This is a genomic window from Achromobacter sp. JUb104 (genome assembly GCF_024806975.1).
Lineage (GTDB): Bacteria > Pseudomonadota > Gammaproteobacteria > Burkholderiales > Burkholderiaceae_B > Achromobacter > Achromobacter spanius.
On sequence record NZ_JANUEY010000002.1, the window covers coordinates 1,844,666 to 1,864,347 of the forward strand.

Consider the following 19,682-nt stretch of genomic DNA (forward strand, 5'->3'; position numbering starts at 1 on the left):
CGCGCCGCCGCCTGACCAATCAATTCTTGCACCCGACGCATGAGTCAAACTAATGCGTGCCGGCGTCGTCCGGCTCATCCGCCCGAGCAGCCTCGGCCAGCCAGTCGCGCAAGGCGAGGGCCGCCGGCGTCAGCGCTCCGCGTGGCGTCACAAACCACCAGCCTATGCGGGGGTCTTGCAGGACGGCGTCGGGCAGCGCCTGCACCAGCGCGCCACTGGCCAGATGCGGGGCAATCAGCCGGTGCCGGCCCATGGCCAGCCCTTGTCCCGCCAAGGCGGCTTCGACCACGATGTTGTAGTCATGCAGGCGCACCGTTTGGGCGCGGCCCAGGTCCATGCCGAACCGCCGCGCCCAGGCATCCCATTCAAAGGGTTGCCTGGCGTGCGAGGTCAACAGGGGGTGGCGCAGCAGATCGTCCGGGGTGCGGGCACGCTTGCGTCCCCGCCCAAGCGCCGGCGCGCAAACCACGGACAGGGTTTCCGTCATTAGCAGCCGGGAGCTCACGCCGGGCCATGCGCCGCGACCATAGCGTATGGCCACGTCCACCTCGCCGCCCGCCACGTCGGCCAGACCAATGTCGGGCTGCAATTGCAGGTCGATGCCGGGATGCGCGGCGGCAAACGCGGGTAGCCGAGGAGCCAGCCAGCGCGTGGCGAACGAGGCCAGCAAGCCCACCTTCAGCGTGACGCGCGCGGCGGCGGGCGCACGAATCTGGTCGGTGCCTTGGCGCAGCAGTTCGAATGCCGCGTGCACATGGTCGTAGTAGGCCTGCCCGGCGGGCGTCAGCGCCACCGCGCGCGTTCGGCGTTCAAAGAGCGCAACGCCCAGTTCGCTTTCCAGCCGCTGGATGTGGTGGCTGATGGCGCTTTGCGTGACGAAGAGCTCCTGCGCGGCCAGCGAAAAACTAAGGCGCCGCGCTGCCGCTTCAAAAGCGCGCAGGGAGACCAGGGCGGGCAGGGATCGCGTGGAACGCATGGGGAAGGCGGTGGTGTGGCTCGGTGGTGTTGCGCGGTGATTTCGCTCGATGGCGTCGCGGGGATGTCGCGGGGTGACGTCGCGGGGTGACGTCGATACGGATGCACATCATGCTACGCGCTTCGAATGCCGGGAAGCAAAGCACGGGTGCAAAACGCTTGTGGCAAGCACTTATGCCAAGCACCAATGCAAAAAGCCCGCAAACAAGTTGCGGGCTTTTTTAGGGGTACTGCTAGCGGTGCGGGTTTTGCTGCGGTCTTGCTGCAAGCATTACATGCACTGCTGAATTCTTGGCTCCCCGAGCTGGGCTCGAACCAGCGACCTGCGGATTAACAGTCCGTCGCTCTACCGACTGAGCTATCGGGGAACAGGTAGAGGGGCCGAATTATGCACAAAAAATGGGAAGAATGCAAAGCGGCCTGAAAATTTTGTTCAAGCGTGCTGGATCGCGTGGGCCGTGCGGAACAGTTGCGGCACGATATCGCGCAGCAAACGATCGCTGGGGTAATCATGCCGAGGCGCGCTGACGCTGATGGCCGCCAGCGGCACATCGCGCGCATCGCGCAACAGCACCGCCGCGCCCACCTGGTTCTGCAACACCTGGTCTTCGGTCAGCGCATAGCCGTCGTCGCGGGCTTGGCGGATCAGTGCCAGCAAGGCGTCGGGCTCAACCACCGTGCGCGGCGTGAAGGCGCGTGGCGGCGCGTGCAGCAGCGCCTGACGGATGACGTCGTCGTCTTGCTGGGTCAGCAGCATGCGGCCGCCGCTGTTGCACCACGCGGGCATGCGCCGGCCCGGCAGCATTTCGGCCAGGGTCAGTTGACGGCTGGGCAGGCGCAGCAGATAGATCATGTCACTGCCCGCCAGCACGCTCATGTGCACGGCCAGGCCGCAGCGATCACGTAGGGCGACCAGATGCGGCGCGGCCATGGACACCAGGCGGTCGTTGCGTAAAAAGAAATATCCCAGCTCCACCACGCGCGGACCCAGCCGGTAGCGGCGCGTAGCCGCGTCCTTGACCAGGTAGCCCAGGCGTTCCCAGGTATGAACGAAGCGCTGCGCGGCGCTTTTCCCCAGCCCGGTCAGGGTGGCGATGTCGGTGAGCCCCAGTGAATCAGAGGCGTCGCGAAAGGCATCCAGCACCCGCATGCCTTTTTCCAGCGAGGCAACAAACAAGGCGTCGTCCGCGTCGGGCGTGGCGGTGGCGGCAAGCGGGGTTTTGCGAGTCGTCATGAAGGGGAAGCCTAGGGGGCGCAAGGGGCTGAAAGCAAGGGTGGATGAGGCGCGAAGGCGTTGCCGGGGCTAGTTTCCCCGAATTGTCCGGGCGTCTAATACGCACTATAAAGTTGATTATTCAATACTTTGTATCGCATAGCAATACATCAACACCGCTGAATGAGTCCCCGTATGAGCCCCCGCATGAGCCCCGTTTTATGAGCAACACCTCTTCCCTTTGCGACCTTAGCGCCGTGGCGATGCGCGCCGAGATCGCCGCCGGGCACCTCAGCGCCCGCGACGTCACCGCCGCGCACCTGGCGCGTATCGACGCCTGCAATCCCCATGTCAACGCTGTCGTGACCCTGGACGCCGAAGGTGCGCTGGCCCACGCCGCCTTGGCCGACGAGCGGCAAGCGAATGGCCACCCGCTGGGCTTGCTGCATGGCCTGGCGATCGTGCACAAGGATTCATTCTTGACGGCCGGCATGCGCACGACTTACGGATCGCCGCTATATCGCGACTTCGTTCCCGAGCGCGACAGCCTTATCGTTACCCGCGAACGCGCGGCCGGCGCCATCACGCTGGGCAAGAGCAACCTGCCCGAATTCGGCGCGGGCTCGCAAACCTTCAACACGGTCTTCGGCGCCACCCGCAACCCGTACGACCTGCGCATGACCGCGGGCGGCAGCAGCGGCGGCGCGGCGGCGGCATTGGCCGCGCGCATGGTGCCCCTGGCGGACGGCACGGACATGGGCGGCTCGCTGCGCAACCCGGCGTCGTTCTGCAACGTGGTGGGCCTGCGCCCTTCGCCCGGCCGCGTGCCGCAATGGCCAACGGCCAGCCCCTACAACGCGTTGACGGTTGCCGGCCCCATGGCGCGCACCGTGGCTGATGTGGCGCTGCTGCTGGCCGCCACGGCGGGCCCCGATGCGCGCGACCCCCTGGCCATCGAACAGGACCCCGAGCGCTTCCTGGACAGCCTGTCGCGCGATTTCAAGGGCGTGCGCATCGCCTACGCGCCCGACTGGGGTGGTCTGCCGGTGCAGCGCGCGGTGAGGCAGGTGCTGGAGCGTCAGTTGCCGGTCTTCACGGACCTGGGCGCACGGGTGGAGCCGGCGTGCCCGGATTTCACCGGCGCCAACGACGCCTTCCACGCGCTGCGCGGCCAGGTTTTCGCGGTGGGCTACGAGGCCGCGCTGCGCGAACATCGCCATCAACTGAAAGACACGGTGATCTGGAATATCGAACTGGGGCTGACCCAGTCCCCCGCTGCCGTCTTGCAGGCCGAGCGTGACCGGGCGGCGCTGTTCGCGCGCATGCATGCCTTCATGCAGACCCACGAATTCCTGATCGGCCCGGTCAGCCAGGTGCTGCCATTTCCGGTGGAAGAGGAAACCGTCAGCCGTATTGAAGACACGTCGATGCAGAACTACATCGACTGGATGCGCTCGGGCTATTACCTGTCCTTGACCGGCCATCCCGCCATTTCCGTGCCCTGTGGCTTTACCGACGAGGGCTTGCCGGTCGGCATCCAGATCGTTGGCCGCTATCGGCAGGAACACGCGCTGCTGCAATTGGCGCATGCGTTCGAGCTTGCCACCCAGCACTGGCGCCGCACGCCCGTGCTGCCCGACTGACCATTCCAAACACAACACAAGGGGAAATCCATGAAGAAAGCTATTTCGAGCGCCCTCGCGCTATGCGTCCTGGCCGCCACGCCGCTGCTGGCGTCGGCCGACACGTATCCGTCCAAGCCGATCACCATGGTGGTGCCGTTCCCGCCTGGCGGCTCCACCGACGTCATCGGCCGGCTGTTTGCCGCCAAGCTGGGCGCGCGCCTGGGCCAGACCGTCGTGATCGAGAACAAGCCGGGCGCCAACACCAGCATCGGCGCGGTGGCCGTGGCGCGCGCGGCGCCTGACGGCTACACCTTGATGATCACCGGCGCGCCCACCTTCACGTCGAACCCGCTGCTGTATTCGAATCTGAATTACGACCCGCTCAAGAGCTATGAGTACGTTGCCGTGGCGGGCAGCACGCCGTTCGTGATCCTGACCAATCCGCAGACCGGCATCGGCACGGTGGCCGACATCACCAGCAAGTCGGCCACGCAGCCGCTTAGCTTCGGGTCATTCGGCAACGGCTCCACGCCCCATATCGCCGGCGAATCGCTGGCCCAACGTACCGGCGCCAAGCTGCTGCACGTGCCCTATCGCGGCAGCGCGCCCGCCATGACGGACCTGATCGGCAACCAGATCCCGCTGTCGATCGACACGCTGGTGGCGGGCCTGCCGCAGATCAAGGCAGGCAAGGTGCGCGCGGTGGCCTTGACCGGCGGCGAGCGCTCGTCCTTGGTGCCCGATGTGCCCACCGTGGCCGAAGGCGGCGTGGCGGGCTACGACTTCCAGACCTGGTTCGGCGTGGTCATGCCCAAAGGCACGCCCGAGCCCGTCGTGACCAAGATGTCCAAGGAAATCCAGGCCGTGATGGCCGAACCCGACACGCGCGCCCGGTTGCAGGAACTGGGCTTTGATGCAACCTACCAGGACCCCGCCGCGTTCCGCGCCAAGGTGCAGAGCGAACTGGAGCGCAATGTGGCCATCATCAAGGCGGCGGGAATCAAGCCGGATTGATCGGCTGAAAGCGCTTGGCGCACATGCCGGAATTTGCCCATTCGTCCGGCAGTTCCGGCGTGACCGAAGCGCGTCAGGCTGATCCCTTATCATGGCAACCAGAAGGCTCGCGACCTCTCTCGATTTTTCTGGATTACTCCATGTCTTCGTTCGACATTCAGTTGCTGCTCACCGCCCTGGTGAGCGTCTTGGTGCTGGTCGCCCTTATCGTTTCCCGCATACGCATGCATCCGCTGCTGGCGCTATTGATTGTGTCGATCGGCGTCGGTTTCGCCACGGGCATGGCGCCCACGGCCATCGTGAAGAATCTGACCGACGGCGCGGGCAAAACGCTGGGCGCGGTCGGCGTGGTCATCGCGCTTGGCGCCATGCTGGGCAAGATCCTGGCGGATTCCGGCACCACCGAGCGCCTGGCCAACGCCATTTTGCGGCGCACGTCCGTCCGCATGATTCCGTGGGCCATGACGCTGGTGGCGTTCGTCATCGGCATTCCCATGTTCTTCGAAGTGGGCCTGGTGGTCATGCTGCCGCTGATCTTCAGCGTGGCGCGCAAGCTGGAAGGCCAGCAACGCTTCAAAGGGTCGGCCTACATCTACGTGGGCGTGCCGGTCATTGCCGCCTTGGCCGCCATGCACGGCATGGTGCCGCCGCATCCCGGCCCGCTGACCGCCATCGCCACCTTGAAGACCACGGTCGGCCCCACGATGATCTACGGCTTTCTGGCCGCCCTGCCCGCCATGGTGCTGGGTGGCCCGTTGTACGGTGCATTCCTCACGCCGCGCATGACGACCCGCCCCGACGAGGCCTTGCTGGAGCAGTTCACCGCCACCACGGAACACGGTTCGGGCGCGTCTGCACCCAGCGTCGGCCTGGGTGTCTTGGCGGCCTTACTGCCCGCTCTGCTGATGTTGGTACACGCGCTGGCCGAGATGCTGCTGCCCAAGGATTCCAGCCTGATGCACGTGGCGGCCTTCCTGGGCAACCCGCTGGTCGCCATGTTGCTGGGCGTATTGTTCGCCGCCGTGACGCTGGTGTTCATGCGCGGCGGCGACGCCGAAAAGCTGCGAGACGGCCTGGGCAAAAGCCTGAAGCCCATCGCCGGCATCATGCTGATCATCGCGGGCGGCGGCGCGTTCCAGCAGGTGCTGACCAGCGCCAAGGTGGGCGACGCCATCGTGCACCTGACGCATCAATTCGCGTTCCCGCCATTGATCCTGGGCTGGCTGATCGCCATGCTGTTATCGGTGTCCACCGGGTCGGCCACCGTCGGCATCGTGGGCGCGGCGGGCCTGTTGGCGCCGCTGGCGGGATCGGACCCCACCTTGAACCTGCCGCTGCTGGCGCTGTCGATCGGCTGCGGCTCGCTATTCTTCAACTACGCCAATCACGCCGGCTTCTGGATGGTGAAAGAGTCGTTCGGCATGACGATGGGCGAGGCCACCAAAACGATTTCCGTCGTGCAATCGATCGTGGCGGTAGCAGGCTTGATCATGGTGCTGTTGTTCAACATGCTGCCGGCCTTGGGTTGAGGGCGGCGGGGTGTTGCAGGGGTAGATCTGCCCAGCACAAAAAAGGAAGCCCGCAGGCTTCCTTTTCTGGCTTTACGCGGAAGCCGACGTCTTCAACGGCGAGGGCGGCCCGGCATCTTCCCGCGCGCCCTGCCGAATGCCCGCGCTTCCGCTCGTGATCGCGCGCACCCCAAAGTCGGTAAGCGTCAGTTCATGAACTTTCATGACCGCACCCGGCTTCGAAATAAGCTTGGACTCTTTGACGAAAGTCTCGGCTTGTCGTTCGGTTATGGGATTCATATCAATACCTTTTCGTGACAAAGTCGCTAATGGCCTTGGTACCAACGCCAACGATCTCCACAACATCATCGCGTTCAAATAGAGCGCGGTCACTCGAGTCGAAGTAGATCACGCCAATCGGATGCCGTCCAGAACGGTCCAAAACCGGCACGGCCATTGCAGAATAGCGACCAGGCCCAAGCTTGCGGGCTTCTGCTTCCGTGTATCCCCATTCGCCCACTAGTTCGGTGCGGAGCTGTTCTTCCGTGCCGTTTTGACTGGACATCACCAACGGCTTCTTATTTCGGATGGCCCTACCAGTTATGCCTGTGTGGATAGGAAATGTCCGGCCAACGCCCTCGCCGCTCGAGCCCGCGTAATTGATGATCTGTTCGATTTCTCGGGGTTCGCGAATGGGTGGGACGACTCTGTGAAAGGTCGCGCGGATGTCCGCCCCGAAATTGCGTTTCTGGCACCATTCGGAAAGCATGGTGTGGACCGTGGAAACGGCTGCATAGAGCCCTTCGTGAATGACAGCCGGACCATCCTTCTCATCCTCAGCGCGCGCGCTCGCGACGCGCACCAGCGTTGCCACTATCAGCCAGACGCAGGTGGCAGTAGCAAGCCCAAACATCCATTCATCGAAAAGGGGCTCGCGCCAGCTTTTTACGGCAGCCGAAGCGGCAACGATAATGGGGGGACCGTTAAACAGAACTTCTCTTGGCCACTTTTTTTGCCAAAAGCGTTTTTGTTGGGCCCCCGGAAGATGATTGGTATTCACGCCGCCGAGCCTTTTCGAACCAGGGAATGGGCACGAGTGTAGACCGGGGCATGGCCAATGAGCCGCTACCCTGCCTGGGCAACCTGGAAATCAGACGATGTCATGGCCGCTGTAGGTCCGTTGAATGCCTACGGGATCTCTGCAATAAAAAACCCGCATCCTTATCGGGTGCGGGCTTTTGGACTATCTTGCGATTTTTTGGGCTGCGGATTGGTGCCGGTGAAAGGAATCGAACCCTCGACCTTCTCATTACAAGTGAGCTGCTCTACCAACTGAGCTACACCGGCACGGCGTGCCGGGGCACGCGCAGGGACTGCATTGTAATGAAAAATCGGCGGCGCCGCGTGCGGACTGGCACGGGACGCCGCCAACATTCAATTTGAATCCCACAGCAGCGCGGTAGCGGCGTTCACGGAGAGGGCGTGCCGGGCACGCCATCCCCGCGTAACGCACACTACTTGACGATAGTCAGGCGCGGGCGCTTGGGTTCGTCGTCGTTGCCGCCGTCGTCGCTGGGCGTGGCGTCGGCCTGGGCCTCGACGCCTTCCAGGGCAGCGGGTTCCGCCGCGCCTTGGGCGCCTGCTTCCGGCGGTTCATAGGGCTGTACTTCGAAGCCCATGCCCGCGCCGGTTTCGCGCGCGTAGATGGCGCTGACGGCGCCGACGGGTACGTAGACGTTTTCGGTCACGCCGCTGAAGCGGGCTTGGAATTCAATGAATTCGTTGCCCAGCACCAAGCGGTTGGTGGCCAGCGTGCCCACGTTCAGTGTGATCTGACCGTCACGTACATGCGCGACGGGCACCATGGTGTGCTCATCGACCTGCACGGTGATGTACGGCGTGTAGCCGTTGTCGGTGCACCATTCATGCAGTGCGCGGATCAGATACGGTTTGGTCGAAGTTTCACCCATCACACAGCCAGCCTTAACGACGCATTACTTTTTCCGAAGGCGTCAGCGCTTCGATGTAGGCCGGGCGCGAGAAGATGCGTTCGGCGTACTTTTGCAGCGGAGCCGCGTTCTTGGGCAGTTCGATGCCGTAGTGATCCAGGCGCCACAGGAGCGGGGCCACGGCCACGTCGAGCATCGAGAACTCTTCGCCCAGCATGTACTTGTTCTTCAGCAGCATCGGGGCCAACTGGGCCAGGCGATCGCGAATGTTCTGGCGCGCGTTGGCCAGCTTCTTCTCGTCGGGCTTGGTGCTGCGGTCTTCCAGCGTCGAGACGTGAACAAACAGTTCTTTCTCGAAGTTGTACAGGAACAGGCGGGTACGGGCACGCATGACGGGATCGGCCGGCATCAGTTGCGGATGCGGGAAGCGCTCGTCGATGTACTCGTTGATGATGTTGGACTCGTACAGGATCAGGTCGCGCTCGACCAGGATGGGCACTTGACCGTACGGGTTCATCACCGCGATGTCTTCGGGCTTGTTGTACAGGTCGATGTCACGGATCTCGAAGTCCATACCCTTTTCGAACAACACGAAGCGGCAGCGTTGCGAAAACGGACACGTGGTTCCGGAATAGAGCACCATCATGGTGAAAGTCCTTTATGAAAAACGAAAGGCCAGCGCCTAAATCTAGCAGGCGCTGGCCCCGATTGCCAGGCGGGATAGGCGTACGGCCCTATCCTCCGTTGCCGTCCCTTATTAATGAGGTAGCGGCTTGCATGCCTGGCGGGGCGTTGCGGTTAGCGCACGTGTTTCCAGTACGAGGCGTTCAAGCGCCACGTAACCAGGAAGAACAACAGCAGGAACAACATGACGCCGACGCCGATACGGACGCGCAATGTCTGGACGGGCTCAGCCATCCAGGACATGAATGCGGTCAGGTCTGCGACGTCGTTGTCGTATGTTGCGACTTGGGCCGGGTTGGCGGCCTTAAATTTGGCATCAAAGGTGGCATGGCCGTGGTAATCAGCTACCGGTTCGGCCTTGACCGTGGAAAAACCTTGAGCATCGTACACCGTCGTGATGCGTTCCCAGTTTTTGGGTGCGCCTTCCTTGGCATCCTTGACTTCCACTTCATGCATGGCCACGGTCGTCAGCTCGCGCGGACCCTGGCGTTCCCAGAGGGCGTGCGGCATGCCCACGGACGGGAAAACCAGGTTGTTCCACCCCGTGGCGCGCGACGTGTCGCGGTAGAAGGTGCGCAGGTAGGTGTAGATGTAGTCGGCGCCGGACGGGCCGGCGTTGACCGATTTGGCGCGGGCGATCACGGATAAATCCGGGGGCGTCGTGCCAAACCACTTCTTGGCGTCCTGGGGCGTCATGGCGATATGCATCATGTCGCCCACCTTTTCGCCGGTGAACAGCAGGCTTTCCTTGATTTGCTGGTCGGTCAGGCCAATGTCCTTGAGCTTGTTGTAGCGCATCGAGGACGCGCTATGACAGTTCAGGCAGTAGTTGACGAACAGCTTGGCGCCGTTTTGCAGCGACGACATGTCGTTGACGCGGTACGGCGCCTTGTCCAGGGGGAAACCGCCTTCGGCGGCAAATGCGGTGGTACACGTGAGCATCAAGGCCACGGCACCAATCAGCTTCTTGATCATGGTTAATCCGTTATCTGGTGGGCTCAGTGGGCGTGGAACGTAACGCGCTCGGGCACTTGCTTGAAGGTGCCAAGGCGGCTCCAGACCGGCATCAGGAAGAAAAATGCCAGGTACAGCAGCGTGCCGATTTGCGACGTGATGTTCAACGGCGGACTGGGCGGCTGCGTACCGATGTAGCCGAGCACCAGGAAGTTGACCATGAAGATGCCGTAGATCCACTTGTGCCACGTGGGCCGGTAGCGGATCGACTTGACCGGGGAATGGTCCAGCCAGGGCAGGAAGAACAGGATGACGACCGTACCACCCATGGCCACCACGCCCCAGAACTTGGCGTCGATCACGCGCAGCAGCACGGCCACGACGATCAGGATGCCGGGGATGGCAATGCGCAGGATGCCGCGCAGGTTGCTCTTGATCAGCAACGCCAGCGCGCCCAGTACCGACGCGCCCGCCAGCACCCACGTGAATTCGTCGGTGGTGGCTCGCAGCATCGAGTAGAACGGCGTGAAGTACCAGACCGGCGCAATGTGCGGAGGCGTCTTCAGCGAGTCAGCAGGAATGAAGTTGTTGTACTCGAGGAAGTAGCCGCCCATTTCCGGCGCGAAGAACACGATGAACGCGAACACGAGCAGGAAGCCCGCCACGCCCATGAGGTCATGCACGGAATAGAACGGGTGGAACGGGATGCCATCCTTGGGCCGGCCGTACTTGTCTTTCGGGCCCTGCTTGATTTCGATGCCGTCCGGGTTGTTCGAGCCGACTTCGTGCAGCGCCACCAGGTGAGCCGCGACCAGGCCCACGAGCACCAGCGGAATCGCGATGACGTGGAAGGCGAAGAAGCGGTTCAAGGTGGCGTCCGACACGACGTAGTCACCGCGGATCCAGATAGACAGTTCCGGGCCGATGAACGGAATGGCGGCGAACAGGTTCACGATCACCTGGGCGCCCCAATACGACATCTGGCCCCACGGCAGCAGGTAACCGAAGAAGGCTTCCGCCATCAGACAGAGGAAGATCGCCACGCCGAAGATCCACACGAGTTCGCGCGGCTTGCGGTAGGAACCGTAAAGCAGCCCGCGCAGCATGTGCAGGTAGACGACGACGAAGAACATCGATGCGCCGGTTGAATGCATGTAGCGCACGAGCCAGCCCCAGGGGACCTCGCGCATGATGTATTCAACGGATTGGAACGCGCGTTCGGCGTCCGGCTTGTAATGCATGACCAGGAAAATGCCGGTCACGATCTGCAGCACCAGGACCAATAAGGCCAGAGAGCCAAAGAAATACCAGAAGTTGAAATTCTTTGGTGCGTAGTATTCGGACAGATGGGCTTTCCAGGTGGATGTCACCGGAAAACGCCGGTCCAGCCACCCCAACAGGCCTGTTGTCTCGACGGTTTTCTCGCCAGCCATGTAACGGCTCCTTCTCTAATACGTGGCGTATTTGTTTTACTTACGTAATCGGGAAAAAAGCGCGACGCGAGCGTCAGGCCTTGTTGTCTTCATCGACGCCCACAATGATGCGGGTATCGCTCAGATACTGGTACGGCGGAACTTCGAGATTATCGGGAGCAGGCTTGTTCTTGTAGACCCGGCCAGCCAGGTCGAACGTGGAGCCGTGGCAGGGGCAGAGAAATCCGCCTTGCCAATTGGCGCCCATGCCGCCACCGCCGCCTGTTTCGAAGTGCGAGGTGGGCGAGCAGCCCAAGTGAGTACAGATGCCGACGCAAACGAAGATCTCGGGCTTGCGCGAGCGAACTTCGTTCTTGGCATATTCGGGAGTGAAGCCTGGCCGCTCGGATTCGGGATCGGCCAGCAAGGGGTCCAGCGTCTTGAGGGCGGCGAGCTGTTCGGGAGAACGGTGCATGATCCACACCGGTTTCCCACGCCATTCCACGGTTTTCATGGAGCCGACGGGTATATCGCCGATATCCACTTCAACGGGGGCCCCGGCCGCGCGGGCCTTTTCAGAGGGAGAAAATGTGCTCACAAGCGGCACTGCCGTTGCGACACCTGCTACGCCACCCACAGCACAGGCGGTGGTAACCCAGAAACGTCGCGAAGGATCGGGTGGCAGGTTGGGATCAACCGCACCGTCATCATCGTGCACCAGCGTATCCTGACTCATCTTCCTATCCTTGTTGATGCGCCCGCTCTACGAGTAGCATCATTTCTGCGGCATCGGGTTCGCGGGAATATGTAACAACATAGCAACCGCGTATTATAGCGCCAGCCCACTCAAGGGCGTATCACGATGGGAGTGCTTTTATGAGCAAAAAGACTGGTTTCATCAAAGAATTCCGAGATTTCGCTGTAAAAGGCAACGCGGTTGACTTGGCGGTGGGTGTGATTATCGGCGCTGCCTTCGGCAGGATCGTCGATTCGATGGTGAAAGACATCATCATGCCCTTGGTCAATTTCATCTTGGGTGGCGCAGTCGATTTTTCGAACAAGTTCTTTGTGCTGTCGATGCCTGCCGGCTACAACGGCCCGATGACGTATGCCGACCTGACCAAAGCGGGCGCTTCTGTGTTCGCCTGGGGTAATTTCGTGACGATCCTCATCAACTTCGTGTTGTTGGCGTTCGTGATTTTCTGGATGGTCAAAGCCATCTACAAGGCCCGCACCAAGGCCGAGGAAGCACCGGCCGCGCCGGCCGCAACGCCCGAAGACGTGGCGCTGCTGCGCGAAATCCGCGACCTGCTCAAGAAATAAGACACGGCAAGCGCTGCGTGGCGCGCGCGCCACGGGCTTGCTGCCCGCTGGGTACTGAACCGCAGCGGGCGCCACTGCGTTATGCCGGGTTATCAAGGTCGATGAATTCGACCTTGATGCCGAACTGCTCGGCGACGGCCTGGCCCAGCGCCTGGGCGCCATAGCGCTCGGTGGCGTGGTGGCCGGCCGCGATAAAGCCGACGCCGGTCTCGCGTGCAAGGTGCACGGTGGATTCAGACACTTCGCCTGTGATGTAAGCGCTGGCGCCGGCATCCACGGCGTCGGCCAGCATGCCCTGCGCACCACCGGTGCACCACGCCACGCTTGATAAGGGTTGATCCGGGTCGCCCACTACCAGCGGCTGCCGGCCCAGCCGTTCGGCCACGCGCGCGCCCAGTTGGCCCAGCGTCTTCAGGCCGGCGGCCTCGCCCAGCCACACCAGATTGTCTTGCCCACAGGTGCGCGGCGACCCATCGTCGCGCCGCGCGGGAGTCAGGCCCAGCACGCGGGCCAGTTGCGCGTTGTTGCCCAGCGTGGGATGCGCATCCAGCGGCAAGTGGTAAGCGTATAGATTCAGGTCATTCTTCAGCGCCAGCGCCATGCGCGTGCGGCGCGTGCCGATCACGCGCCGGTCTTCGTTGCGCCACATCCAGCCGTGGTGCACGAGCACCGCGTCGGCGCCCCGTTCAACTGCCGCGCGCAGTAACGCTTCGCTGGCGGTGACACCGGTGATAATGTGTGCGACTTCGGATCGGCCCTCCACTTGCAAGCCGTTGGGGCAATAGTCCTTGAAGCGGGCGGCTTGCAGGGTGTCGTCCAGCCAACTGGCCAGCACGTGAGAGTCCACTTTTTTCATTGCTCGTCCTATCAGAATCATGCGCCGATATTGGCTGATATTTGCTCAGGCCGTCACGGTCTGCCTGGCTATTCTATTCGTGGTCACCACCTTGCGGCCCGACCTGCTGCGCCTTGCCGGGCCGGGGGCCGCGCAGCCTGCCGCCGCGGCGGCCACGCGCCCAACCGCCGGCAGCGGCGTGGGGCCGGTATCGTATGCGGACGGCGTGGCGCGCGCGGCGCCGTCGGTGGTGAACGTTTACACGACCAAGCACGTCAATGTGCCGCTGGTGCCGCTGCCCGACGATCCGGTGCTGCGCCAGTTATTCGGGCAGGTGCCGGGCATGAGCCGGCGTCAGGCAACGACCAGCCTGGGCTCTGGCGTCATCGTGAGCCAGGACGGCCATGTGTTGACCAACTATCACGTTGTGCAGGCGGCTGACGCCATCGAGGTGGCGCTGACCGACGGTCGGCGCGACACCGCGAAAGTGGTGGGCGCGGACCCGGATACGGATCTGGCCGTGCTGAAGCTGAGTTCCTTGAGGACGCTTCCGGCCGCCACGTTGGCCGCCGATCGTGGCCTGCGGGTGGGTGATGTGGTGCTGGCGATAGGCAACCCGTTTGGCGTGGGCCAGACCACCACCCAGGGCATCGTGTCGGCGTTGGGGCGCAATGGGCTGGGGCTGAACACCTACGAAAGCTTCATCCAGACCGACGCTGCCATCAACCCGGGCAACTCCGGCGGCGCGCTGGTGGACGCCGAGGGCAATCTGGTGGGCATCAACACCGCTATCTATTCCGAATCGGGCGGGTCGATGGGCATCGGCTTTGCCACGCCGATCGAGATTGCGCGCAAGGTGATGGACGACATCGTCAAGACGGGCTCGGTCAAGCGCGGCTGGCTGGGCGTGGAACCGCAGGACGTGACGCCGGAGCTTGCCCGTGCGTTTGAACTCAAGAACGACACGCGCGGCGTGATCATCGCCGGCGTGATGCGCGACGGCCCGGCCGCGCGCGCCGGCCTTCGCGTGGGCGATATCGTGCAGACGGTCAATGGCAAGCGCATGACCGATACCACCCAATTGCTGGCCGAGATTGCGCAGTTGCCGCCTGGCCAGCGCACCACGCTGGGCGTCTTGCGCGCAGGCAAGCCGGTCGAGGTGGCCGTGGTGGTGGGGACGCGTCCCGGCAAGCCGCGCTAGCGGGCTGCGGTGCGCCCTGCCTGGCAGATCGCTAGGCATCGGGCGGTTGCCGTTCGGCCAGCAGGCGCACCATCGACAACACGGCTTTTTTCGTGCTGTCGGGTTGGCTCTGCAGCAATGCGCCGATCTCGGCGCAGTAGCTGTCCGGGGCGGCTGCCGGCGCATCCGGCGTAGCGGTCGCTGGCAAGCAGCTTGAGCCGAATTCCGTCACGCTCACCACGCCGTCGCTCAACCACGGGACGGTGGTGTCCAACGCTTTCGCCAGCCGCAACAAGGTGGCGCGCGAGGGGGCGTAGTGCTCATCGCGGGTAAGAATTCGGTGGATGCAGGATTGCGGCACGCCGGAAAGGCGCGCCAATTGGTTTTGGCTGTGGATGCCGCGCCACCGCATCAGGGCGCGCAGCCTTTGAGCAGGCGACATGCCATCAATGTAGGGTGGCGGCCGAGCGCCGACAAGAGTGAAAGAGTCCGATACTGTGCCGCGTCTGCATGGAGTCTTGCGCCGCTTCTTGCGCCATGTATTGCGCAGTACGGGCGGCAGATACAAGCGGCGGATGTGAATAGGGCCGCCCGAAGGCGGCCCCACGCAACGCAGGCTCAGCGGAGCTCTGTCAGTGGCGTTCGGTCAGTGAATCAGAGACAGCGTCGTCGGCCGCGCCGGGCTTGGGCGTGACCATGCGGGCGCAGATCAGCCCAACTTCATACAGCAGGCACAACGGCACCGCCAGCATGAACTGGCTGACCACGTCGGGCGGCGTGACCACGGCGGCGATGATGAAGGCGCCCACCACCACGTAGCCGCGCGCGGCCCGCAGCTTGGACAGTTCGACGACGCCCATCTTCACCAGCAGCACCACGGCCACGGGCACTTCGAAGGTGATCCCGAACGCCATGAACATCGTCATGACGAAGCTCAGGTAGGCCTCGATGTCCGGGGCCGGCGTGATGGACTGCGGCGCGAACGTGGCAATGAAATGGAACACCGTGCGGAACACCACGAAGTAGCAGAACGCCATGCCCGCGATGAACAGGAACGTGCTGGAGACGATCAGCGGCAGCGCCAGGCGCTTTTCGTGGCGGTACAGACCGGGCGCCACAAAGGCCCAGGCCTGGTAGAGCACGACGGGCAGCGCCACGATGAACGCGGCCATCATCGTGACCTTGACCGGCACCATGAACGGCGTGATGACGCCCGTGGCAATCATGCGCGTGCCTTGGGGCAGCGATGCCAGCATGGGGGCCGCCAGCACGTCGTAAATGGCTGATGCGCCGGGATAGATGAACAGCACGATGAACACGGCCACTACCGCGCCGACGGCGCGCATCAGGCGGGTGCGCAATTCAACCAGGTGAGAGATGAAGGTCTCTTGCTGGCCTTCTTCTTGGGAAGCGTCCTGGGTCACGTCGGTGTTCCGGAGGGCGGGACGGGCTTGGCGGCGGGCGCGGCGTCGTCAGCCTTGGGCGCGCGGGGCGCCGGGGCAGGTTGTTGAGAGGCGGGGGGCGCAGCCGGGCTGGATTCGGCCGCGGGCGGCAGATCCAGATCCAGGTTGTGACTTTGCCCGGGGGGCGCGATGGTGCGTGCGGGTTCGGGCGCGGGTTCGGCCGGGGCGCTGGCAGCGGGGGCCGGGGCATCGCCCACGATCACGGGTGCGACCTTGCCATTGGCTTCACGAGCCACTTCGTCGAGTTCGGCACGGAATTGCTGAACCGGCTCTTGCAAGGAAGCGTGCGTTTCATTCAGCGACTGTTGCACGCCTTGCGCGGCGTCTTCCATTTCGCTTTTGAATTTGCGCAGCTCGTCGATTTCGATTTCGCGTTGGATATCGGACTTAACGTCGTTGACGTAACGCTGCGCGCGACCCAACAGGTGGCCGATGGTGCGGGCAACCTTGGGCAGGCGTTCGGGACCGATGACGATCAAGGCGATGACGCCGACCACCATCAGTTCAGTGAAACTGACATCAAACATGCGACGGCCGCTCGGGAAATGAAGCAATAAGGGCCGGCCCTTTCAGGGCGGGCCCGGGATAAGAGCCGTGGCTCAGGAGTTGGTCTTTTCCTTGGCCTGCACGTCGATGGTGTCATCGGACACGCGCTGCTGCGCGATCGGGTCCGCCGGCTTGTCGCCGTTGGCGTCCTTCATGCCTTCCTTGAAGCCCTTGACCGCGCCGCCCAGATCCGAACCGATGTTGCGCAGCTTCTTGGTGCCGAAGATCAGCGCCACGATGACCAGAACAACCAACCAATGCCAAATGCTGAAACTACCCATGATGTTTCTCCGAATTACGCGGTGGGGGCCACGCGTCCTTTCCAGGGTCGCGAGCCGCCAATGATGTGGAAATGCAAATGCGGGACTTCCTGGCCGCCTTCGACGCCAGAGTTGATCATGATGCGAAATCCGCCATCAGGGCCCGGACGGCAACCGTTTTCGGCTGCTAGCCGCGGCGCCAACGACATCATTCTACCCAACCAACCTGCGTCCTCGCCCGTAATATCCTGCATGGATGTGACATGACGTCGAGGGATCAGCAGCAAATGCACCGGTGCTGCCGGATTGATATCGTGAAATGCAACAAAGTCCTCGTCCTCATAGACCTTCTTGGACGGGATCTCGCCAGCGGCGATCTTGCAGAAAAGACAGTTGTCGCTCATGTTTCCGGGCTCCGGGGTCAGTCTTTGGGGCGGCTGGCTTTTTCGGCCAGGCCCGACAGGCCTTCGCGGCGGGCCAATTCGGCCAGCACGTCTTCCGGCCGCAGCTTGAAATGCGTCAGCGCGACCAGGCAGTGAAACCACAGGTCTGCCGTTTCGCTGACGATGCGTTCCGGCATGCCGTCTTTCGCGGCCATGACCAGTTCCGTGGCTTCTTCGCCGATTTTCTTCAGGAAGGAATCGGGGCCCTTGGCCAGCAGCTTGGCGGAATAGGACGCGGTCGGGTCGCCGCCGTTTTCTGGGCGGCGGGTTTCCAGCGTGTCGGCGATGCGCGCCAGGATGTCGGCGGCGCTTAGCGTTTGATCGGTCATTTGTAGATCAGTTCGGGGTCTTTGAGCACGGGGTCGACCGTGACCCAGGAGGCGTGGTCCGTCGGCCCTTCCAGGCGGCGGAAAAAGCAGCTTGCGCGGCCCGTGTGGCAGGCAATGCCGCCTTCCTGGTGGACCTTTAGCAGGATGACGTCGCCGTCGCAATCCAGGCGCAATTCGTGCACTTCCTGTACGTGTCCGGATTCCTCGCCCTTGCGCCACAGGCGTTGGCGCGAACGCGACCAGTACACGGCGCGGCCGGTGGCGGCCGTTTCGGCCAGCGATTCGCGGTTCATCCAGGCGACCATCATGATCTGGCCGTTTTCGGCGTCTTGGGCGATGGCGGGAATCAGGCCGTTTTCGTCGAAAACGACGTCAGCCATCCAGGCGGGTTCGGTGCTCATAGTTAATCCAAGCGTACGGAAATGCCTTGTTCGGCCATGAAGCGCTTGCACTCGCCAACGGTGTGCTGGCCGAAGTGGAAGATGCTGGCGGCCAGCACGGCGCTGGCGCGGCCGGTGGTGACACCATCGGCCAGGTGTTGCAGGTTGCCGACGCCGCCCGAGGCGATGACGGGCACCGGCACGGCGTCGGACACGGCGCGCGTCAGTTCCAGGTCGAAGCCGGACTTGGTGCCGTCGCGGTCCATGCTGGTCAACAGGATTTCGCCCGCGCCGTAGGCGGCCATGCGGCGCGCCCAAGCCACGGCGTCCAGTCCGGTGGCCTTGCGGCCGCCGTGCGTGAAGACTTCCCAGCGCGCCGGTTCGCCCGCCGCCGATACGCGCCGCGCGTCGATGGCGACCACCACGCATTGCGAGCCGTGGTAGTCGGACGCGGCCCGAACCAGCTCGGGGTTGGCCACGGCGGCGCTGTTGATGCTGATCTTGTCGGCGCCAGCGTTCAGCAGGCGCTGGATGTCAGACACCTGGCGCACGCCGCCGCCCACCGTCAGCGGGATGAACACCTGCGAGGCCACCTGCTCGATGATGGGCAGGATCAGGTCGCGGCCATCGCTGGTGGCGGTGATGTCCAGGAAGGTGAGCTCGTCGGCGCCCTGCTCGTTGTAACGGCGGGCGATCTCGACGGGGTCGCCCGCGTCCAGCAGGTTGACGAAGTTCACGCCCTTGACGACGCGGCCGGCGGTAACGTCAAGGCAGGGGATGATGCGGCGGGTCAGCGCGCTTGGTACAGGCGCGCCGGCCTCGGTGCTGCTGGGAGAGATGGTCATTTTGCCAATTCGTCGGCGCGAGCCTGGGCTGCCTGGAAATCAAGCGTGCCTTCGTAGATGCTGCGGCCCAGGATGGCGCCTTCGACGCCCTCTTCTTCGACGGCGCACAGGGCTTCGATGTCCTGGATGCCGGCGATGCCGCCCGAGGCGTACACGGGAATGCGCACGTGTTGGGCCAGGCGGACCGTGGCTTCGACGTTGACGCCCGACAGCATGCCGTCACGGCCGATGTCGGTGTAGATGATGGCCTCGCAGCCGTAGTCTTCGAACTTCTTGGCCAGGTCCAGCACGTCGTGGCGGGTCAGCTTGCTCCAGCCGTCGGTGGCGATCTTGCCGTCGCGGGCGTCCAGGCCAACGATGATCTGGCCGGGGAAAGCGCCGCAGGCGTCTTGCAGGAAGCCCGGGTTCTTGACCGCGGCGGTGCCGATGATGACGTACGAAATGCCGGCGTCAAGGTAGCGTTCGATGGTGTCGAGGTCGCGAATGCCGCCGCCGATCTGGACGGGGATGTCGTCGCCGACGGCCTCCAGAATGGCCTTGATGGGCGCTTCGTTCTTCGGCTTGCCGGCAACGGCGCCGTTCAGGTCGACCAGATGCAGGCGGCGCGCGCCCTGGTCTAGCCAACGAGTGGCCATGGCGGCGGGGTCTTCGGAGAACACCGTTGCATCGTCCAGGTCACCCTGGCGCAGGCGCACGCAGCGCCCGTCTTTGAGATCGATGGCGGGGATCAGCAGCATGGTGGGC

At 63.5% G+C, this 19,682-nt stretch carries 24 protein-coding genes and 2 tRNA genes; 5 read left to right on the forward strand and 21 right to left on the reverse strand.

The window, feature by feature from the left end:
• Positions 1 to 49 precede the first annotated feature (49 nt).
• The 3 genes from gcvA to M2361_RS20275 form a co-directional block, all read right to left on the reverse strand.
• Positions 50 to 976 carry a transcriptional regulator GcvA gene (gene gcvA, locus M2361_RS20265; RefSeq protein ID WP_259251442.1) on the reverse strand — a complete coding sequence of 309 codons (927 nt, stop codon included), beginning with the start codon at positions 974 to 976 and terminating at the stop codon, positions 50 to 52.
• A gap of 291 nt (positions 977 to 1,267) precedes the next feature.
• Positions 1,268 to 1,343: transfer RNA gene (locus M2361_RS20270), tRNA-Asn, on the reverse strand.
• Positions 1,344 to 1,408: 65 nt separating this feature from the next.
• Positions 1,409 to 2,209, reverse strand: a complete 801-nt coding sequence (locus M2361_RS20275; protein WP_259251444.1) for an IclR family transcriptional regulator — start codon at positions 2,207 to 2,209, stop codon at positions 1,409 to 1,411.
• A 200-nt stretch (positions 2,210 to 2,409) separates the two neighbouring features.
• Between M2361_RS20275 and M2361_RS20280 the strand changes: the two genes are divergently transcribed.
• The 3 genes from M2361_RS20280 (at position 2,410) to M2361_RS20290 (ending at position 6,356) form a co-directional block, all read left to right on the forward strand.
• Positions 2,410 to 3,831: an amidase gene (locus M2361_RS20280; protein ID WP_259251445.1), complete on the forward strand. Its 1,422-nt coding sequence runs from the start codon at positions 2,410 to 2,412 to the stop codon at positions 3,829 to 3,831.
• A 30-nt stretch (positions 3,832 to 3,861) separates the two neighbouring features.
• Entirely contained in the window at positions 3,862 to 4,827 is a 966-nt protein-coding gene (locus M2361_RS20285) for a tripartite tricarboxylate transporter substrate binding protein (protein ID WP_259251446.1), read from the forward strand.
• A gap of 140 nt (positions 4,828 to 4,967) precedes the next feature.
• The gene (locus M2361_RS20290; protein WP_100853558.1) at positions 4,968 to 6,356 is read left to right on the forward strand and encodes a GntP family permease; all 1,389 of its coding nucleotides are present in this window, start codon (positions 4,968 to 4,970) and stop codon (positions 6,354 to 6,356) included.
• 72 nt (positions 6,357 to 6,428) lie between these two features.
• Here the strand turns inward: M2361_RS20290 and M2361_RS20295 are convergent, their stop codons facing one another.
• From M2361_RS20295 to petA, 8 genes are all read right to left on the reverse strand, one after another.
• Positions 6,429 to 6,635: a sulfatase gene (locus tag M2361_RS20295; protein ID WP_259251447.1), complete on the reverse strand. Its 207-nt coding sequence runs from the start codon at positions 6,633 to 6,635 to the stop codon at positions 6,429 to 6,431.
• Between the two features lies 1 nt (position 6,636).
• Positions 6,637 to 7,395, reverse strand: a complete 759-nt coding sequence (locus tag M2361_RS20300; RefSeq protein ID WP_232312143.1) for a GAF domain-containing protein — start codon at positions 7,393 to 7,395, stop codon at positions 6,637 to 6,639.
• A gap of 211 nt (positions 7,396 to 7,606) precedes the next feature.
• Positions 7,607 to 7,682 (reverse strand) — tRNA-Thr (locus tag M2361_RS20305).
• A gap of 167 nt (positions 7,683 to 7,849) precedes the next feature.
• On the reverse strand, positions 7,850 to 8,305 hold the full coding sequence (locus tag M2361_RS20310) for a ClpXP protease specificity-enhancing factor (protein WP_259251448.1): 456 nt from the start codon (positions 8,303 to 8,305) through the stop codon (positions 7,850 to 7,852).
• 13 nt (positions 8,306 to 8,318) lie between these two features.
• Positions 8,319 to 8,930 carry a glutathione S-transferase N-terminal domain-containing protein gene (locus M2361_RS20315; RefSeq protein ID WP_050448901.1) on the reverse strand — a complete coding sequence of 204 codons (612 nt, stop codon included), beginning with the start codon at positions 8,928 to 8,930 and terminating at the stop codon, positions 8,319 to 8,321.
• 152 nt (positions 8,931 to 9,082) lie between these two features.
• Complete coding sequence (locus M2361_RS20320) at positions 9,083 to 9,943, reverse strand: cytochrome c1 (RefSeq protein WP_100853546.1); 861 nt, start codon at positions 9,941 to 9,943, stop codon at positions 9,083 to 9,085.
• Between the two features lie 23 nt (positions 9,944 to 9,966).
• Positions 9,967 to 11,355 (reverse strand): cytochrome bc complex cytochrome b subunit, encoded by a 1,389-nt coding sequence (locus M2361_RS20325; protein ID WP_100853545.1) that lies wholly within the window; start codon positions 11,353 to 11,355, stop codon positions 9,967 to 9,969.
• Positions 11,356 to 11,428: 73 nt separating this feature from the next.
• The gene (gene petA / locus M2361_RS20330) at positions 11,429 to 12,070 is read right to left on the reverse strand and encodes a ubiquinol-cytochrome c reductase iron-sulfur subunit (RefSeq protein ID WP_259251449.1); all 642 of its coding nucleotides are present in this window, start codon (positions 12,068 to 12,070) and stop codon (positions 11,429 to 11,431) included.
• A 140-nt stretch (positions 12,071 to 12,210) separates the two neighbouring features.
• Between petA and mscL the strand changes: the two genes are divergently transcribed.
• Positions 12,211 to 12,657, forward strand: coding sequence for a large conductance mechanosensitive channel protein MscL (gene mscL / locus M2361_RS20335; RefSeq protein WP_259251450.1), 447 nt, complete (start codon positions 12,211 to 12,213; stop codon positions 12,655 to 12,657).
• A 79-nt stretch (positions 12,658 to 12,736) separates the two neighbouring features.
• Here the strand turns inward: mscL and M2361_RS20340 are convergent, their stop codons facing one another.
• Complete coding sequence (locus M2361_RS20340) at positions 12,737 to 13,513, reverse strand: Nif3-like dinuclear metal center hexameric protein (protein ID WP_259251451.1); 777 nt, start codon at positions 13,511 to 13,513, stop codon at positions 12,737 to 12,739.
• A gap of 19 nt (positions 13,514 to 13,532) precedes the next feature.
• Between M2361_RS20340 and M2361_RS20345 the strand changes: the two genes are divergently transcribed.
• Entirely contained in the window at positions 13,533 to 14,693 is a 1,161-nt protein-coding gene (locus M2361_RS20345; RefSeq protein WP_259251452.1) for a trypsin-like peptidase domain-containing protein, read from the forward strand.
• Between the two features lie 31 nt (positions 14,694 to 14,724).
• Here the strand turns inward: M2361_RS20345 and M2361_RS20350 are convergent, their stop codons facing one another.
• From M2361_RS20350 to hisA, 9 genes are all read right to left on the reverse strand, one after another.
• A complete protein-coding gene (locus M2361_RS20350; RefSeq protein WP_259251453.1) occupies positions 14,725 to 15,114 on the reverse strand; it encodes a helix-turn-helix transcriptional regulator in 390 nt (129 codons plus the stop codon).
• Between the two features lie 190 nt (positions 15,115 to 15,304).
• A complete protein-coding gene (gene tatC / locus M2361_RS20355) occupies positions 15,305 to 16,096 on the reverse strand; it encodes a twin-arginine translocase subunit TatC (protein WP_259251454.1) in 792 nt (263 codons plus the stop codon).
• Positions 16,093 to 16,662, reverse strand: a complete 570-nt coding sequence (gene tatB / locus M2361_RS20360) for a Sec-independent protein translocase protein TatB (RefSeq protein WP_259251455.1) — start codon at positions 16,660 to 16,662, stop codon at positions 16,093 to 16,095. The genes tatC and tatB overlap by 4 nt, the downstream gene beginning before the upstream one ends.
• 72 nt (positions 16,663 to 16,734) lie before the next feature.
• Positions 16,735 to 16,962, reverse strand: coding sequence for a Sec-independent protein translocase subunit TatA (gene tatA, locus M2361_RS20365; protein ID WP_100853537.1), 228 nt, complete (start codon positions 16,960 to 16,962; stop codon positions 16,735 to 16,737).
• A gap of 14 nt (positions 16,963 to 16,976) precedes the next feature.
• Complete coding sequence (locus M2361_RS20370) at positions 16,977 to 17,345, reverse strand: histidine triad nucleotide-binding protein (RefSeq protein WP_259251456.1); 369 nt, start codon at positions 17,343 to 17,345, stop codon at positions 16,977 to 16,979.
• Positions 17,346 to 17,362: 17 nt separating this feature from the next.
• The gene (locus M2361_RS20375) at positions 17,363 to 17,713 is read right to left on the reverse strand and encodes a phosphoribosyl-ATP diphosphatase (protein ID WP_259251457.1); all 351 of its coding nucleotides are present in this window, start codon (positions 17,711 to 17,713) and stop codon (positions 17,363 to 17,365) included.
• The gene (gene hisI / locus M2361_RS20380) at positions 17,710 to 18,114 is read right to left on the reverse strand and encodes a phosphoribosyl-AMP cyclohydrolase (protein ID WP_100853534.1); all 405 of its coding nucleotides are present in this window, start codon (positions 18,112 to 18,114) and stop codon (positions 17,710 to 17,712) included. Before hisI ends, M2361_RS20375 begins: the two co-directional genes overlap by 4 nt.
• Positions 18,115 to 18,116: 2 nt before the next feature.
• On the reverse strand, positions 18,117 to 18,938 hold the full coding sequence (gene hisF / locus M2361_RS20385; RefSeq protein ID WP_259251458.1) for an imidazole glycerol phosphate synthase subunit HisF: 822 nt from the start codon (positions 18,936 to 18,938) through the stop codon (positions 18,117 to 18,119).
• On the reverse strand, positions 18,935 to 19,675 hold the full coding sequence (gene hisA / locus M2361_RS20390; RefSeq protein WP_046805342.1) for a 1-(5-phosphoribosyl)-5-[(5-phosphoribosylamino)methylideneamino]imidazole-4-carboxamide isomerase: 741 nt from the start codon (positions 19,673 to 19,675) through the stop codon (positions 18,935 to 18,937). Before hisA ends, hisF begins: the two co-directional genes overlap by 4 nt.
• Between the last annotated feature and the right edge of the window lie 7 nt (positions 19,676 to 19,682).

Coding starts and splice junctions, on each gene's coding strand:
- gcvA (WP_259251442.1), bottom strand. CDS start 976: ATGCGTTCCACGCGATCCCTGCCCGCCCTGGTCTCCCTGCGCGCTTTT.
- M2361_RS20275 (WP_259251444.1), bottom strand. CDS start 2,209: ATGACGACTCGCAAAACCCCGCTTGCCGCCACCGCCACGCCCGACGCG.
- M2361_RS20280 (WP_259251445.1), top strand. CDS start 2,410: ATGAGCAACACCTCTTCCCTTTGCGACCTTAGCGCCGTGGCGATGCGC.
- M2361_RS20285 (WP_259251446.1), top strand. CDS start 3,862: ATGAAGAAAGCTATTTCGAGCGCCCTCGCGCTATGCGTCCTGGCCGCC.
- M2361_RS20290 (WP_100853558.1), top strand. CDS start 4,968: ATGTCTTCGTTCGACATTCAGTTGCTGCTCACCGCCCTGGTGAGCGTC.
- M2361_RS20295 (WP_259251447.1), bottom strand. CDS start 6,635: ATGAATCCCATAACCGAACGACAAGCCGAGACTTTCGTCAAAGAGTCC.
- M2361_RS20310 (WP_259251448.1), bottom strand. CDS start 8,305: ATGGGTGAAACTTCGACCAAACCGTATCTGATCCGCGCACTGCATGAA.
- M2361_RS20315 (WP_050448901.1), bottom strand. CDS start 8,930: ATGATGGTGCTCTATTCCGGAACCACGTGTCCGTTTTCGCAACGCTGC.
- M2361_RS20320 (WP_100853546.1), bottom strand. CDS start 9,943: ATGATCAAGAAGCTGATTGGTGCCGTGGCCTTGATGCTCACGTGTACC.
- M2361_RS20325 (WP_100853545.1), bottom strand. CDS start 11,355: ATGGCTGGCGAGAAAACCGTCGAGACAACAGGCCTGTTGGGGTGGCTG.
- petA (WP_259251449.1), bottom strand. CDS start 12,070: ATGAGTCAGGATACGCTGGTGCACGATGATGACGGTGCGGTTGATCCC.
- mscL (WP_259251450.1), top strand. CDS start 12,211: ATGAGCAAAAAGACTGGTTTCATCAAAGAATTCCGAGATTTCGCTGTA.
- M2361_RS20340 (WP_259251451.1), bottom strand. CDS start 13,513: ATGAAAAAAGTGGACTCTCACGTGCTGGCCAGTTGGCTGGACGACACC.
- M2361_RS20345 (WP_259251452.1), top strand. CDS start 13,533: ATGCGCCGATATTGGCTGATATTTGCTCAGGCCGTCACGGTCTGCCTG.
- M2361_RS20350 (WP_259251453.1), bottom strand. CDS start 15,114: ATGTCGCCTGCTCAAAGGCTGCGCGCCCTGATGCGGTGGCGCGGCATC.
- tatB (WP_259251455.1), bottom strand. CDS start 16,662: ATGTTTGATGTCAGTTTCACTGAACTGATGGTGGTCGGCGTCATCGCC.
- tatA (WP_100853537.1), bottom strand. CDS start 16,962: ATGGGTAGTTTCAGCATTTGGCATTGGTTGGTTGTTCTGGTCATCGTG.
- M2361_RS20370 (WP_259251456.1), bottom strand. CDS start 17,345: ATGAGCGACAACTGTCTTTTCTGCAAGATCGCCGCTGGCGAGATCCCG.
- M2361_RS20375 (WP_259251457.1), bottom strand. CDS start 17,713: ATGACCGATCAAACGCTAAGCGCCGCCGACATCCTGGCGCGCATCGCC.
- hisI (WP_100853534.1), bottom strand. CDS start 18,114: ATGAGCACCGAACCCGCCTGGATGGCTGACGTCGTTTTCGACGAAAAC.
- hisF (WP_259251458.1), bottom strand. CDS start 18,938: ATGACCATCTCTCCCAGCAGCACCGAGGCCGGCGCGCCTGTACCAAGC.
- hisA (WP_046805342.1), bottom strand. CDS start 19,675: ATGCTGCTGATCCCCGCCATCGATCTCAAAGACGGGCGCTGCGTGCGC.